Origin of the sequence: Cellulomonas sp. IC4_254, from assembly GCF_011603975.1 — a bacterium.
Taxonomy (GTDB): domain Bacteria; phylum Actinomycetota; class Actinomycetes; order Actinomycetales; family Cellulomonadaceae; genus Cellulomonas.
This window is the reverse complement of record NZ_JAANNB010000114.1, coordinates 1-12896: the sequence shown is the minus strand read 5'-3', so window position 1 is coordinate 12896 and position 12896 is coordinate 1. Positions and strand designations below refer to the sequence as shown.

The following is a 12896-nucleotide window of genomic DNA, read 5'->3' as shown; positions in this document are numbered from 1 at the left end:
GGCCGCGCCCCGGCCCCGCCGACGCCGGCCCGGCCTCACCGCCTACGTCCTGCTGGTGCCCGCCGTCCTCGTCCTGCTCGCCGGCATGGGCTACCCGCTGTACTGGCAGGTCGTCACGTCGATGCAGGAGTTCGGCCTGGCGCAGCAGTTCGGCCAGCCCCCGACCTTCGTCGGACTCGACAACTACGCCCGGATCTTCACCGACGACCGGCTGTGGGCCGTCGTCGTCCGGTCCGTCGTGTTCTGCCTGGTCAACGCGTTCGCCACCGTGATCCTCGGCGTGCTGTTCGCCCTGCTGATGAAGGCCGTGCACCCGGTGCTCCGGGTCGTGCTGCAGGTCGCCCTGCTGCTCGCCTGGGCGATGCCGATGGTCGCCGCCGTCACCGTGTGGAAGTGGCTGTTCGACTGGCGCACCGGCGTCATCAACTGGCTGCTGGTCCAGATGGGCTTCGACCAGTACAGCGGCCACGCGTGGCTCGCCCAGCCGCTGTCGTTCTTCTTCGTCGCGACCGTGATCATCGTGTGGATGTCGGTGCCGTTCGTGGCGCTGTCCGTCTACGCCGCGCTCACCCAGGTGTCCGACGAGGTGCTCGAGGCCGCCCGCATCGACGGCGCCGGCCCGACCCGGATCCTCTGGCACATCACGATGCCGCTGATCCGCCCCGTGCTGTCGATCGTGCTGCTGCTGCAGATCATCTGGGACCTGCGGGTGTTCGCGCAGATCCGCCTCTTGCAGGACAGCGGCGCCCCGGTCAGCGAGACCAACCTGCTGGGCAACTTCATCTTCGAGCTCGGCATCGGCCGGCAGGACTTCGCCGGCGCCGCCGCCGTCTCGATCTTCGTGCTCGCGCTCACGGTGCTGCTGAGCTGGCCGTACGTCCGGAACCTGCTGAAGGAGGACGCATGAGCGCCACCACGTCCCCCGCGGGCCCGGCCGGGTCGGTGGACCCGGTCGCCGCCCCGCCCGCCCGGGCCGGGACCCCCGCCGTGCCGAGCGCCTCCGGGCCGGCACCGCGCCGGGGCGCCGCCGGCGGTCGGGCGGGCCGCCGGGTCCGCCGCGCGCTGCTGGGGCTGCTGGCCGTCGTCATCGCCGTCGTGTGGGCGTTCCCCGTCTACTGGATGGTGCTGTCCTCGGTGCTGCCGGGGTCGAAGCTGCGCGCGACGACGCCGACCTTCCTGCCGACCGGCGCGACCCTCGGGAACTTCCGGTCGGTGCTCAGCGGCTCCGGGTTCGGCACGGCGCTGCAGATGAGCCTGGCCATCACCCTCGTCACCGTCGTCGCCGTCCTGGTGTTCGCGTTCCTCGCGGCCCTCGCGATCAGCCGGTTCCGGTTCCGCGGGCGGCTGACGTTCGTCATCGCCGTGCTGTTCGTGCAGATGCTGCCCGCCGAGGGCCTGTTCATCGCCCAGTACAAGATGCTGTCCTCGGTCAACCTGCTGAACAGCGTCATCGGCGTCTCGGTCCTCTACACCGCGGCCGTCGTGCCGTTCACGATCTGGATGCTCCGCGGGTTCGTCGCCGGGGTGCCGATCGAGCTCGAGGAGGCCGCGATGGTCGACGGGCTCAGCCGGGTCAAGGCGTTCCTGCGGATCACGTTCCCGCTGCTCGCGCCCGGCCTGGTCGCGTCCGGGGTCTACGCGTTCCTGCAGGCGTGGAACGAGTTCACCGTCGCGCTCGTCGCGCTGCCGGCCGAGTCCGCCCGCACGCTGCCGCTGTGGCTGCGCTCGTTCCTGGCCGCGTCCGCGAACCGCGGCGTCGACTGGGGCGAGGTCATGGCGGCGTCCACCCTGATCGCCGTCCCCGTCATCGTGTTCTTCCTGCTGGTGCAGGGCAGGATGACGTCGGGGCTGGTGTCCGGAGCGGTGAAGGGCTGACGTGGACGAGCTGATGACCTGGCCGCGCGGCGCGTCCGCGGGGCCGGAGGGCCCGACCGTGCCGGCGCCGGCCGGGGTCGCGGCGGTCGCGGCCGGCGCCGAGGTCGCGGCCGGCTGGTCCGTCGGGCTCGACGTCGGCGGCACCAAGACGCTCGGCGTGCTGGTCGCGCCGGACGGCGCCGTGGGCCCCTCGGTGCGGCTCGCGGCCCGACGGGGCGGCGACGGGGTGGCGGGGACCGCGGCCGAGGCCGTGCGGGTGCTCGTCGCGGAGGCGGGCCTGCCCGCGGGCTCCGTGGCGGGCGTCGGCATCGGGCTGCCCGGGATCGTCGACCCCGTCGCGGGTCGCGTCGAGCACGCGGTGAACCTCGGAATCGAGGCGGCCGTGCCGCTGGCGGCCCAGGTGTCGGCCGCGCTCGACGGCGTGCCGGTCCGCCTGGAGAACGACCTCAACGTCGCCGCGCTCGGCGCCGCCCACCTCCTGCCCGACCCCGCGCCCGACCTGGCGTTCCTCGCGCTCGGCACCGGGCTGGCCGCGGGCCTGGTGCTCGACGGCCGGCTGCGTCGCGGCGCCTCGGGCGTCGCCGGCGAGATCGGCCACCTGGTGCACGTCCCGGGCGGGCTGCCGTGCCCGTGCGGGCAGCGGGGCTGCCTCGAGCAGTACGCGTCCGGCGGGGCGCTGTCCGCGGCGTGGCCCGGCCTCGGCGACCGGCCCGCGCCGGTGGCCCTGTTCGAAGCCGCCGACTCCGGGGATGCTGGTGCCGTGGCGGTGCGCGACCGGTTCGCCGGGGCCGTGGCCGCCGCGGTGCGCGTGCTCCTGCTCACCACCGACGTCGCGCACGTCGTCGTCGGTGGCGGGGTCAGCGAGCTCGGCGACCCGCTGCTGCGGGTGGTGCGCGCGCGGCTGGACGACGAGGCCCGGGACTCCGCGTTCCTGGCCGCGATGCACATGGCGGAGCGAGTGACCCTCGCGCCGCGCGGAGTGCCGGTGGGTGCCGTGGGCGCCGCGCTGGTCGGACGGAAGGAGTCCTGATGGAGGTCGTCATCGCCCCGGGCCCCGAGCTCGCGCGGCTCGCCGCCGACGCGATCGAGCGGGTCGTGCGCGGACGCGCGGCGGAGGGCGGGCACGCCGTCCTCGGCATCGCGACCGGGTCCAGCCCGCTCGCCGTCTACGACGAGCTCGCGCGCCGGCACGCCGACGAGGGGCTGTCGTTCGCGGGCGTGCGGGCCTTCATGCTGGACGAGTACGTCGGCCTGCCCGCCGACCACCCCGAGCGCTACCGCAACGTCATCGAGAAGGAGTTCGCGTCCCGCGTCGACATCGACCCGGCAGACGTGCACGGCCCCGACGGCCTCGCCGAGGACATCCCGGCGGCGTGCGCGGCGTACGAGGCGGCCATCGCGGACGCCGGCGGCGTGGACGTGCAGATCCTCGGCGTCGGCACGGACGGCCACATCGCGTTCAACGAGCCCGGCTCGTCGCTGGCGTCCCGCACCCGGATCAAGACCCTGACCCGGCAGACCCGCGAGGACAACGCCCGGTTCTTCGGCGGCGACGTCTCCCAGGTCCCGACGCACTGCCTCACGCAGGGCCTCGCGACCATCATGTCCGCGCGGCACGTCGTCCTGCTGGCCTCCGGGAAGCACAAGGCCGAGGCGGTGCACCAGCTCGTCGAGGGCTCCGTCAGCGCCATGTGGCCCGGCACGATCCTGCAGCACCACCCGCACGCGACCGTCCTCGTCGACGAGGCCGCGGCCGGACGGCTGCAGCTCGCCTCGTACTACCGCGAGACCTTCGACGCGAAGCCGGCCTGGCAGGGGATCTGAGCGTGGCGGCGACACCCGGGCCCGGCGGGCACCGGATCTTCGGCACGCCGTTCGCGGCGATCTACCCGCACTACGTCACGAAGGTCGAGCGCAAGGGCCGCGACGTCGCCGAGCTCGGCGAGGTCGTCGAGTGGCTCACGGGCTACGACGGGCCGGGTCTGGCAGAGGCGCTGGCGGACGGTCGCACCCTGGCGGAGTTCTTCGAGCGGGCCCCGGCGATGAACCCGGACGCGGCGCTGATCCGGGGCGTGATCTGCGGCGTCCGCGTCGAGGAGATCGAGGACCCGCTGATGCAGCAGATCCGCTGGCTGGACAAGCTGGTCGACGAGCTCGCCCGCGGCAAGCGCCTGCAGAGCATCCTCCGCACCCCGTAGGCGCCTGCCGAGTTCGGCAGTTCGGTGCCCAGTTCGGCACCTGGAAGTGCCGAACTCGGCACGGGAGTGCCGAACTCGGCCGCGGTGACGCCGCCGTCCACAGGGCGGTGCCGGGTGTTGCGTCCACAGATCGTGGGGTCGGTGGCGGGGCGTGCAGGCGCTGGCGGGGCAGGGTGCCGTGATGGACCCGACACCGACCCTCCCGCCGCCGCCCGATCTCGACGTCGTGCTCGCTGCGTCCCGGACGGCCCGCGCGATCCGGCGGTCCGTCGCCCGGGACGAGCTGCACCGCATCCGGCGCGGCGCCTATGCCACCCAGGCCGCGGCGGAAGGTGCTGGTCGTGCCGCGCGTCGACGGGCCTGGGAGCGCATCGCCGCGGTGCACGCCCAGCTGCGGATCCCGTTCGTGTTCAGCCACGAGTCGGCCGCGCTCGTCTGGGGGCTCGACGCGGTGCGGCTGTCGGGCCGGACGCACATCGTGCAGTCGTCGCGGCCGAGCACGCGCAACGACCCCCTCGTGGTGCGGCACGTCGTCGACCTGCCGGCCGAGCAGCGCACGGTCTGGCACGGGTTCCCCGTCACCACGCTCGCGAGGACCGTGGTCGACTGCGCGTGCACGCTGCCGGGGGACGCTGCGCTCGTCGTCGCGGACTGCGCGGCTCGGGCGGGACTCGACCCGGAGGACGTCGGCCGCCTGCTGTCCCGGGCTCGGGGTCGGCGCGGCGTGGTCGGGGCGCGGACGGTCCTCGAACGGACGGACCCCGGCGCCGCCACGCCGGGGGAGAGCCTGACGCGGTGGGCGCTGCTCGACGCCGGTCTGCCGCGGCCCGAGACCCAGGTGCCGGTCGCGACGCGCCTCGGGTCGTTCGTCGTGGACATCGGGTGGCGCGAACGCCGTGTGGGCGTGGAGTTCGACGGGCAGGTGAAGTACAGCGGAGCGTTCGGCGACACCAGCACCGGCGCGGTCTTCGCCGAGAAGCGCCGCCAGGACGCCCTCGAAGAGAGAGGTTGGCGACTCCTGCGCGTGACCTGGCAGGACCTGCGCACCCCCGCGGACATCGCTGCCCGCGCCGCCCGGTTGCTGCGCGGACCTGCGAGTTCGGCACTGGGGTGCCGAACTCGGTGCCGAACGCGGGGGCGTCGGAGGGGCCGCGTACAGTTGGGGGCATGAGTGAGCCCATGCCGCCGAGCACCGAGCCGGACCGACTCTCGGACCCCAGCACCGGCGCCGGGACCGGGCTCCTGGAGCGCCCCGAGGAGCAGCTCGCCGAGCCCGGCGACCACGAGCGCTTCGCGCACTACGTGCGCAAGGAGAAGATCATGGAGTCGGCGATGTCCGGCAAGCCCGTGGTCGCGCTCTGCGGGAAGGTGTGGGTGCCGGGCCGGGACCCGAACAAGTTCCCCGTCTGCCCGGTGTGCAAGGAGATCTACGAGGGCCTCCGCGAGCCGCAGGACGGCGGCGACGGGGACTCCGGCAAGGGCTCGGGCGGCGGTCGCCGCTGGGGCTTCGGGCGCGGCAAGGGGTCCGGCGACTCCTCCGGCGGCCAGTGAGCGCCGCGGACCGCCCCTCGACCGCTCCCAGCACGCACGCCTCGCCGTCGGCAGCATCGCAGCTGCCCCCGGCGTTCCCTGCGCGTGCGCCCTGGGGGACGGCGGGCAAGCTGCGCGCCTGGCAGGCGGAGGCGCTGGAGCAGTACCTGACGACCGAGCCGCGGGACTTCCTCGCGGTCGCGACGCCGGGCGCGGGCAAGACGACCTTCGCGCTGCGGATCGCGACCGAGCTGCTGCAGGCCGGGGTCGTGCGGCGGGTGACCGTCGTCGCGCCCACCGAGCACCTCAAGCACCAGTGGGCCGACGCCGCCGCGCGGGTGGGCATCAAGCTGGACCCGAACTTCAGGAACTCCCAGGGCCGGCACGGGCACGGCTTCGACGGCGTGGCGCTGACCTACGCCGGCGTCGCGTCCAAGCCCGCCCTGCACGCCGCCCGCACCACGGCCGCCCGCACCCTCGTGATCCTCGACGAGGTGCACCACGGCGGCGACGCGCTGTCCTGGGGCGACGCGGTGCACGAGGCGTTCGAGGGCGCGACCCGCCGGCTGTCGCTGACGGGCACGCCGTTCCGGTCCGACACCGCGCAGATCCCGTTCGTCGAGTACGAGCGCGGCGCCGACGGCATCCGCCGCAGCAAGGCCGACTACACCTACGGGTACTCGGAGGCGCTGCGCGACCACGTCGTGCGGCCCGTGCTGTTCCTCACGTACTCGGGCTCGATGCGCTGGCGCACCAAGGCCGGCGACGAGGTCAGCGCCCGCCTGGGCGAGCCGCTGACCAAGGACATGACCGCGCAGGCGTGGCGCACGGCGCTGAACCCGGACGGCGAGTGGATCCCGTCGGTGATCGCCGCGGCCGACCGCCGGCTCACCGAGGTCCGCCGTACGGTGCCGGACGCCGGGGCCATGATCATCGCGACCGACCAGACGGACGCCCGCGCGTACGCCGGCCACATCGCCCGGCTCACGGGGAAGTCCCCGACGGTCGTGCTGTCCGACGACGACGGCGCGAGCGCCCGGATCGACGAGTTCTCCGCCTCCGACGACCGCTGGCTGGTGGCCGTCCGCATGGTGTCCGAGGGCGTCGACGTCCCGCGGCTCGCGGTCGGCGTGTACGCCACCAGCACCTCGACCCCGCTGTTCTTCGCGCAGGCGATCGGCCGGTTCGTCCGGGCCCGCAAGCGCGGCGAGACGGCCTCGGTGTTCCTGCCGAGCGTCGCCCCGCTGCTCGCGCTGGCCAACAGCATGGAGGTCGAGCGGGACCACGCCCTCGACCGCCCGCTGACGGCGGAGGAGCAGGGCGAGGGCTACAACCCCGAGGACGCGCTGGTCGCGCAGGCGAACCGCGCCGAGAAGGGCTCCGACGCGCTGCAGGGCGCGTTCGAGGCGCTGGAGGCGCAGGCGTCGTTCGACCGCGTGCTGTTCGACGGCGGCGAGTTCGGCACCGGGGCGGACGTCGGCTCGGACGAGGAGCTCGACTTCCTCGGGCTGCCCGGCCTGCTCGACCCGGACCAGGTCACGACGCTGCTGCGGCAGCGCCAGGCGAGCCAGCAGAGCGCGAAGCGGTCGAAGGCCCAGCCGGTCGAGGACCGCGCCGAGATGGACCACCGCAAGCAGGCCGAGCTGCGCAAGGAGCTCGCCCAGCTCGTCGGCGCCTGGTCCCGCAAGAGCGGCCAGCCGCACGGCGCGGTGCACACCGAGCTGCGGCGCCGGTGCGGCGGCCCGGAGGTGGCGCTCGCGGACCCGACGCAGCTCGAGGCGCGGGTGGCGATGCTCCGTGGCTGGTTCGTCGGCAAGCGCTGACCGACATCACACCCGGCGCGAAACCCCAGGTCAGCGCGTCGCTTGTACCACCGGGCCCCCGTCGCGCAACCCGAGCGTTCGACGTGCCGAACCTCAGGATCGGTGCCATCGTCATCCCCGTTGAACAGCGCGTTCGCCGGGAGAACCCCCGGTGGCGCGATGCCGTAGGACGAAAGGGAGCCGTCAGATGCCCACGTGGCTGATCCTCATCATCATCGGTGCTGTGCTGCTCATCATCGGCGTGGCGGTCGAGGCCGCCAAGATCCTCATCTGGATCGGTATCGCCGTGCTCGTCGTGAGCCTGATCCTCGGCCTGCTGCGCCGGGGCAAGGCCCGCGTGTAGCACCACCGCAGCACGCACGACGACGCCCGCGCACCCCCCTGGAGCGCGGGCGTCGTCGTGTGTCCGGGGCCCAGTTCGGCAGCTCGGTGCCGAGTTCGGCATCCCGAGGTGCCGAACTCGGCCGCGACGTGCCGAACTCGGCGGGACGATCAGAGCGTGAGCGTCACCGTCGGGATGGCCGCCTCGTCCGCCGAGAGCCGCCGGGCGCCGCGCGGGAGCTCGTCCCGGGAGGCCGCGTGCCGCGCCGCCGCGGCCGCGACGCCCTCGGCGCCGGTCCGGCCGGGGAGCACCTCGCCGTCCGTCACCAGGGGCACGACGAGGGCGCGCAGGTCGTCGTCGGACGGGGCCCACGCCGCGACCGCCTCGTCGGGGCCGTCGACCACGACCTCCTCGACCGCGCGACCGTCGCCGTCGAGCCGCCGGGCCGCCGACTTCCGCCCGCCGACCGACTCCTTGGCCTTCGACGCCTTCGCCACCGGCGCGAGCCGCCCGTCGGACCCCTCGCGGGCCACCAGCTTGTAGACCATGCCGCAGGTCGGGGCGCCGGAGCCCGTGACCAGCGACGTGCCGACGCCGTAGGAGTCGACGGGCGCGACCGCCAGCGCGGCGATCGCGTACTCGTCCAGGTCCGAGGTGACGACGATCTTGGTGTCCCGCGCGCCGAGGCCGTCGAGCTGGGCCCGGACCTCCTGCGCGAGCACCCCGAGGTCCCCGGAGTCGAGCCGCACCGCGCCGAGCCCGGTGCCCGCGGCGGCGACGGCCCGCTCGACGCCACGCCGCACGTCGTACGTGTCGACCAGCAGCGTCGTCCCGGGGCCGGCCGAGGCGACCTGCGCGGCGAACGCGGCCTCCTCGTCGTCGTGCAGCAGCGTGAAGGCGTGCGCCGCGGTGCCGATCGTGGGCAGCCCGTACCGGCGCCCGGCCTCGAGGTTCGACGTGCCCGCGAACCCGGCGACGGCGGCGGCGCGCGCGGCGGCGACGGCGGCCCGCTCGTGCGCGCGGCGGGCGCCCATCTCCAGCACCGGCCGGCCGATCGCGGCGCTGGTCATCCGGGATGCGGCCGACGCGATGGCGGAGTCGTAGTTCAGCACCGACAGCACGACCGTCTCCAGCAGCACGGCTTCGGCGAACGTGCCCTCGACGGTCAGCACGGGGGAGTGCGGGAAGAACATCTCGCCCTCGGCGTACCCGTGCACCGAGCCGGTGAACCGGTAGCCCGCCAGGTACTCCAGCGTGGCGTCGTCGACGACCCGCTCCCGGGCCAGCCAGTCCAGCTCCTCGGCGCCGAACCGGAAGTCGGCGAGGGCCTCCAGCACCCGCCCGGTGCCCGCGAGCACGCCGTACCGGCGGCCGTGCGGCAGGCGCCGGGTGAACACCTCGAAGACGCACCGGCGGGCGGCGGTGCCGTCCGCGAGGGCGGCCTGCAGCATGGTGAGCTCGTAGCGGTCGGTCAGCAGGGCGGTGCTCGACGTGGTCGGTGCGCTCATGTGCACACCGTAGGCGGCGGCCTGCGGGAGCGCGCCGCCGCGGCACCTACAGTGGACGGGTGTCCGTGGAGATCGCACCCGAGGAGACCGCCCGCACCGACGGGCAGCTCGCCGACGCCTGGGTGACGATCGTCTGGAACGACCCGGTGAACCTCATGTCCTACGTCGCCTACGTCTTCCGCTCGTACTTCGGGTATCCCGAGGCCAAGGCGGAGAAGCTGATGCTCGAGGTGCACGAGCAGGGGCGCTCGGCCGTGTCGACCGGCAACCGGGAGCAGATGGAGGTGGACGTGCAGGCCATGCACTCCTTCGGCCTGTGGGCCACCCTGCAGCGGAGCGACGCCTAGGTGCGGGCGTTCCGGCGGGAGGGCGACGAGCTGGTCGCGGAGGTCGACCCGGGCGAGCGGGAGGTGCTGGCCACCGTCGTCGCCGACGTGGCGGAGCTGCTCGGCGGCGGCCGGTTCGAGGACCGCGCGCGGGAGACGGGCAGCGCGCGGCCGGCGGCGGACGGCGGTGCGCCGCACGACGCCGCGTCGCTCGCGGTGCGGCTGCGGCTCGACCCGCTGCCCGCGCCCGACGACCCCGCCGTGCACCGGCTGCTGCCCGACGCGTCGCGCGACGACGCCGAGGTGGCCGCCGAGTTCCGCCGGCTGACCGAGGACGACCTGCGTCAGCAGAAGATCGACCGGCTCGCGGTGCTGTTCGACGCGCTGACCGTCGAGGCGCTGGCCCACGACGGCGACGCCGACGCCGACGACGCCGACGCCGACGACGCCGCCGCCACCGCCGACGACGCCGCCGACGCGCGCGCGGGCGGCACCGACCGCCCCGGCGACGACCGCCGGCGCCGCCGCCGGTCCCGCGGCCGGCACGAGGCCGTCGCGGTCGTCCGGGTCACGCGGGACCGCGCGCCGGCGCTCGCGGCGACGCTGACCGACGTCCGCCTCGTGCTGGGCGAGCGGCTGGGCGTCGTCGACGAGGAGGCGAGCGAGCGCCTGGAGGACGAGGTGGTGCGCGGGCGGCCCGAGGACGCGGCCGGCCAGGCGCGGCAGTACCTGGGCTCGGTGTTCCTGGCGCTCGGCTGGTGGCAGGAGACGCTCATGGCGTGCCTGCTCGCCGACCCGCCCGACGCGCCCGGCGGCCGGGACTAGGATCGGCTCCGTGAACGACGCACCCATCGGGATCTTCGACTCGGGGGTGGGTGGGCTCACCAACGCGCGGGCGATCATCGACCAGCTCCCGCACGAGTCGGTGCTCTACATCGGCGACACCCTCAACACCCCGTACGGCACCAAGCCGCTGGCCGCGGTGCGCGCGCACGCGCTCGAGGTGATGGACGACCTGGTCGACGCGGGCGTGAAGATGCTGGTCATCGCCTGCAACACCGCGTCCTCCGCGGTGCTCCGGGACGCCCGGGAGCGGTACACGCTGCGCCGCGGGCTGCCGGTGGTCGAGGTGATCCTGCCGGCCGCGCGCCGGGCGGTCGCCGCCACCCGCACCGGGAAGATCGGCGTGATCGCCACCGAGTCGACCGTGAAGTCCAAGTCGTACGACGACGCGTTCGCCGTCGCGCCCGGCGTCCAGCTGACGACCCAGGCCTGCCCGCGGTTCGTCGAGTTCGTCGAGGCGGGCGTCACGTCGGGCCCCGAGCTGCTGCGGGTCGCCGAGGAGTACCTGCACCCGGTCAAGGAGGCCGGCGTCGACACCCTGGTGCTCGGCTGCACGCACTACCCGCTGCTCACCGGCGTCATCTCGTACGTGATGGGCGAGGACGTCACGCTGGTGTCGTCCGCGGAGGAGACCGCCAAGGACGTGTACCGCCTGCTGGTGGCGCACGACCTGGAGCGGGGCCCGGCCGCCGGCCCGCCGGAGCACCGGTTCCTCGCCACGGGGGACCCCGACTCGTTCGCGACCCTGGCCCGGCGGTTCCTCGGGCCCGAGGTCCGGCACGTGGAGGCGCGCGGCGCGCTGCGCTGAGCCGGCGTGCCCGGTGCGCGAGCGGATCCACCGGGACGGGCACGCCGGGGCGTGTCGGTGCGAGTGGATCCACTCGCCGCCCGCCGCGCCCCGTGACGAGCGACACGTCCGCCCCGGGTCCGACGGCGGTACGCCGCGGCGCCCCGCACGGCATCATGGCTCCCTGGGCCGCCGTCGGACGTCGGTGCGCCGACACGCAGCGGAAGGGACCCGCGGATGAGGCTGGTGGTCGTCGGCAGCGCGGGCTCGTTCCCCGGCCCGGACTCGGCGGCGTCGTGCTACCTCGTGCAGGCGGAGGGCCCGGACGGCGCGGGCGGCACCCGCACCTGGAACGTGCTGCTCGACCTCGGCAACGGCGCGCTGGGCCCGCTGCAGCGGCACCTGGCCCCGGCCGACCTCGACGCGGTCGCGATCAGCCACCTGCACGCCGACCACGTCGCGGACGTCGTGGTCCTCGGCGTCATGCTGCGCTACGACCCGCGCGGCACGCGCCCCACGCCGCTGCCGCTGCACGGGCCGGAGGGCGTCCGGGAGCGGCTGGCGCAGCTGTCGGGGCACGACCCGGCGACCAGCACCGCCGACCACCTCGCGCTCGGCACCTGGCACGCGGGGGAGCCGGTGCGCGTCGGCCCCCTGACCATCGAGCCGGTGCCGGTCGAGCACCCGGTGCCCGCGTTCGGGTTCCGGGTCACCGGCCCGTCCGAGGCCGACCCGGCCCGCACGGTGACGCTGGCGTACACCGGTGACACGGACGACTGCCCGGGCCTCGACGTGCTGGCGGACGACGTGGACCTGCTGCTCGCGGAGGCCGCCTACCTGGAGTCGACCCCGGGCGCCCCGCGCGGGGTGCACCTGACCGCGCGGCGCGCGGGGCTCGCGGCGCAGCGCAACGGGGCGCGCCGGTTGCTGCTCACGCACCTGGTGGCGTGGAACGACCCGGCGGAGAGCCTCGCCGAGGCGGCCGCGGCCTACGACGGGCCGCTCGACCTGGCCCGGCCGGGGGCGGTCGTCGCGCTCTGACGCCGCCGCGCGCCGTCACCGCACCACCGCGCCGATCGCGAACCCCAGCGCCACCGCGATCCCGATGGTCAGCAGCCCCGGCGCCAGGAACGGGTGGTCCACGACGTACCGCCCGATCCGCGTGGTCCCGGTGTCGTCCATCTCGACCGCCGCGAGCAGCGTCGGGTAGGTCGGCAGCACGAACAGCGCCGAGACGGCCGGGAACGCGGCCACGGCGGCCGGCGCCGCGACGCCGATCGCCAGCGCCGTCGGCATGAGCGCCCGGGCGGTGGCGGCCTGCGAGTACAGCAGGGCCGAGGCCAGCACCAGCGCCACCGCGAGCAGCCACGGCCGCGCGTCGAGCACGTCGCCCGCGGCGGCCATGACGGCCTCCTCGTGGGCGGTGACGAACGTCGTGCCGAGCCACGCGACGCCGAGCACGCACACGCACGCGCTCATGCCGGACCGGAACGTCGAGGCGACCAGCACGTCCGCGCTCGGCACCCGGCAGGTGAGCACGATGAGCGCGGCCACGGACAGCATGATCGCGATGATCGCCGCGTCCCGGCCCATCACCGGCTCGGCGACCAGGCCGACCTTGTCGGAGATGACCGTCGCGTACGTCATGACCGCGACCAGCCCGGCCGCGAAGATCGCCACCGAC

Annotated in this window: 15 protein-coding genes; 13 read left to right on the top strand and 2 right to left on the bottom strand. The window is 74.9% G+C overall.

The window, feature by feature from the left end; genetic code table 11:
* The 9 genes from G6556_RS12065 to G6556_RS12025 all read left to right on the top strand — a co-directional run.
* Nucleotides 1-907: sugar ABC transporter permease (locus G6556_RS12065; RefSeq protein ID WP_240934434.1), on the top strand; the 907-nt coding region annotated here is incomplete at its 5' end.
* Nucleotides 904-1875, top strand: a complete 972-nt coding sequence (locus G6556_RS12060) for a carbohydrate ABC transporter permease (protein WP_166941608.1) — start codon at nt 904-906, stop codon at nt 1873-1875. The genes G6556_RS12065 and G6556_RS12060, both read left to right, overlap by 4 nt.
* A gap of 1 nt (nt 1876) precedes the next feature.
* Nucleotides 1877-2905 (top strand): ROK family protein, encoded by a 1029-nt coding sequence (locus tag G6556_RS12055; RefSeq protein WP_346774857.1) that lies wholly within the window; start codon nt 1877-1879, stop codon nt 2903-2905.
* Nucleotides 2905-3699: a glucosamine-6-phosphate deaminase gene (gene nagB, locus G6556_RS12050; RefSeq protein ID WP_166941606.1), complete on the top strand. Its 795-nt coding sequence runs from the start codon at nt 2905-2907 to the stop codon at nt 3697-3699. Before G6556_RS12055 ends, nagB begins: the two co-directional genes overlap by 1 nt.
* Before the next feature lie 2 nt (nt 3700-3701).
* Nucleotides 3702-4073, top strand: a complete 372-nt coding sequence (locus G6556_RS12045; RefSeq protein WP_166941604.1) for a DUF2200 domain-containing protein — start codon at nt 3702-3704, stop codon at nt 4071-4073.
* 181 nt (nt 4074-4254) lie between these two features.
* Complete coding sequence (locus G6556_RS12040) at nt 4255-5244, top strand: hypothetical protein (protein WP_166941602.1); 990 nt, start codon at nt 4255-4257, stop codon at nt 5242-5244.
* A complete protein-coding gene (locus tag G6556_RS12035) occupies nt 5241-5624 on the top strand; it encodes a DUF3039 domain-containing protein (protein ID WP_205693376.1) in 384 nt (127 codons plus the stop codon). Before G6556_RS12040 ends, G6556_RS12035 begins: the two co-directional genes overlap by 4 nt.
* Nucleotides 5621-7426 (top strand): DEAD/DEAH box helicase, encoded by a 1806-nt coding sequence (locus G6556_RS12030; protein WP_166941600.1) that lies wholly within the window; start codon nt 5621-5623, stop codon nt 7424-7426. The genes G6556_RS12035 and G6556_RS12030 overlap by 4 nt, the downstream gene beginning before the upstream one ends.
* A 187-nt stretch (nt 7427-7613) precedes the next feature.
* On the top strand, nt 7614-7769 hold the full coding sequence (locus tag G6556_RS12025; RefSeq protein WP_166941598.1) for a hypothetical protein: 156 nt from the start codon (nt 7614-7616) through the stop codon (nt 7767-7769).
* Between the two features lie 149 nt (nt 7770-7918).
* On the opposite strand, the gene G6556_RS12020 is transcribed toward G6556_RS12025, so the two are convergent.
* Nucleotides 7919-9256, bottom strand: a complete 1338-nt coding sequence (locus G6556_RS12020; protein WP_166941596.1) for a nicotinate phosphoribosyltransferase — start codon at nt 9254-9256, stop codon at nt 7919-7921.
* A gap of 71 nt (nt 9257-9327) precedes the next feature.
* Between G6556_RS12020 and clpS the strand changes: the two genes are divergently transcribed.
* The 4 genes from clpS (at nt 9328) to G6556_RS12000 (ending at nt 12253) form a co-directional block, all read left to right on the top strand.
* Entirely contained in the window at nt 9328-9603 is a 276-nt protein-coding gene (clpS, locus tag G6556_RS19175) for an ATP-dependent Clp protease adapter ClpS (RefSeq protein ID WP_346774858.1), read from the top strand.
* The gene (locus G6556_RS12010; protein ID WP_166941592.1) at nt 9604-10407 is read left to right on the top strand and encodes a DUF2017 family protein; all 804 of its coding nucleotides are present in this window, start codon (nt 9604-9606) and stop codon (nt 10405-10407) included.
* A 10-nt stretch (nt 10408-10417) separates the two neighbouring features.
* Nucleotides 10418-11233, top strand: a complete 816-nt coding sequence (murI, locus tag G6556_RS12005; RefSeq protein WP_166941590.1) for a glutamate racemase — start codon at nt 10418-10420, stop codon at nt 11231-11233.
* A gap of 216 nt (nt 11234-11449) precedes the next feature.
* A complete protein-coding gene (locus G6556_RS12000) occupies nt 11450-12253 on the top strand; it encodes an MBL fold metallo-hydrolase (protein WP_166941588.1) in 804 nt (267 codons plus the stop codon).
* A 15-nt stretch (nt 12254-12268) separates the two neighbouring features.
* Here G6556_RS12000 and G6556_RS11995 read toward each other — a convergent pair.
* Nucleotides 12269-12896: anaerobic C4-dicarboxylate transporter family protein (locus G6556_RS11995; RefSeq protein ID WP_277344751.1), on the bottom strand; the 628-nt coding region annotated here is incomplete at its 5' end.

What these genes read in the sequence shown, in the direction of transcription:
- nagB (WP_166941606.1), top strand. Translation starts at nt 2,905, where the DNA reads ATGGAGGTCGTCATCGCCCCGGGCCCCGAGCTCGCGCGGCTCGCCGCC.
- G6556_RS12000 (WP_166941588.1), top strand. Translation starts at nt 11,450, where the DNA reads ATGAGGCTGGTGGTCGTCGGCAGCGCGGGCTCGTTCCCCGGCCCGGAC.
- G6556_RS12035 (WP_205693376.1), top strand. Translation starts at nt 5,241, where the DNA reads ATGAGTGAGCCCATGCCGCCGAGCACCGAGCCGGACCGACTCTCGGAC.
- G6556_RS12060 (WP_166941608.1), top strand. Translation starts at nt 904, where the DNA reads ATGAGCGCCACCACGTCCCCCGCGGGCCCGGCCGGGTCGGTGGACCCG.
- G6556_RS12020 (WP_166941596.1), bottom strand. Translation starts at nt 9,256, where the DNA reads ATGAGCGCACCGACCACGTCGAGCACCGCCCTGCTGACCGACCGCTAC.
- G6556_RS12025 (WP_166941598.1), top strand. Translation starts at nt 7,614, where the DNA reads ATGCCCACGTGGCTGATCCTCATCATCATCGGTGCTGTGCTGCTCATC.
- G6556_RS12040 (WP_166941602.1), top strand. Translation starts at nt 4,255, where the DNA reads ATGGACCCGACACCGACCCTCCCGCCGCCGCCCGATCTCGACGTCGTG.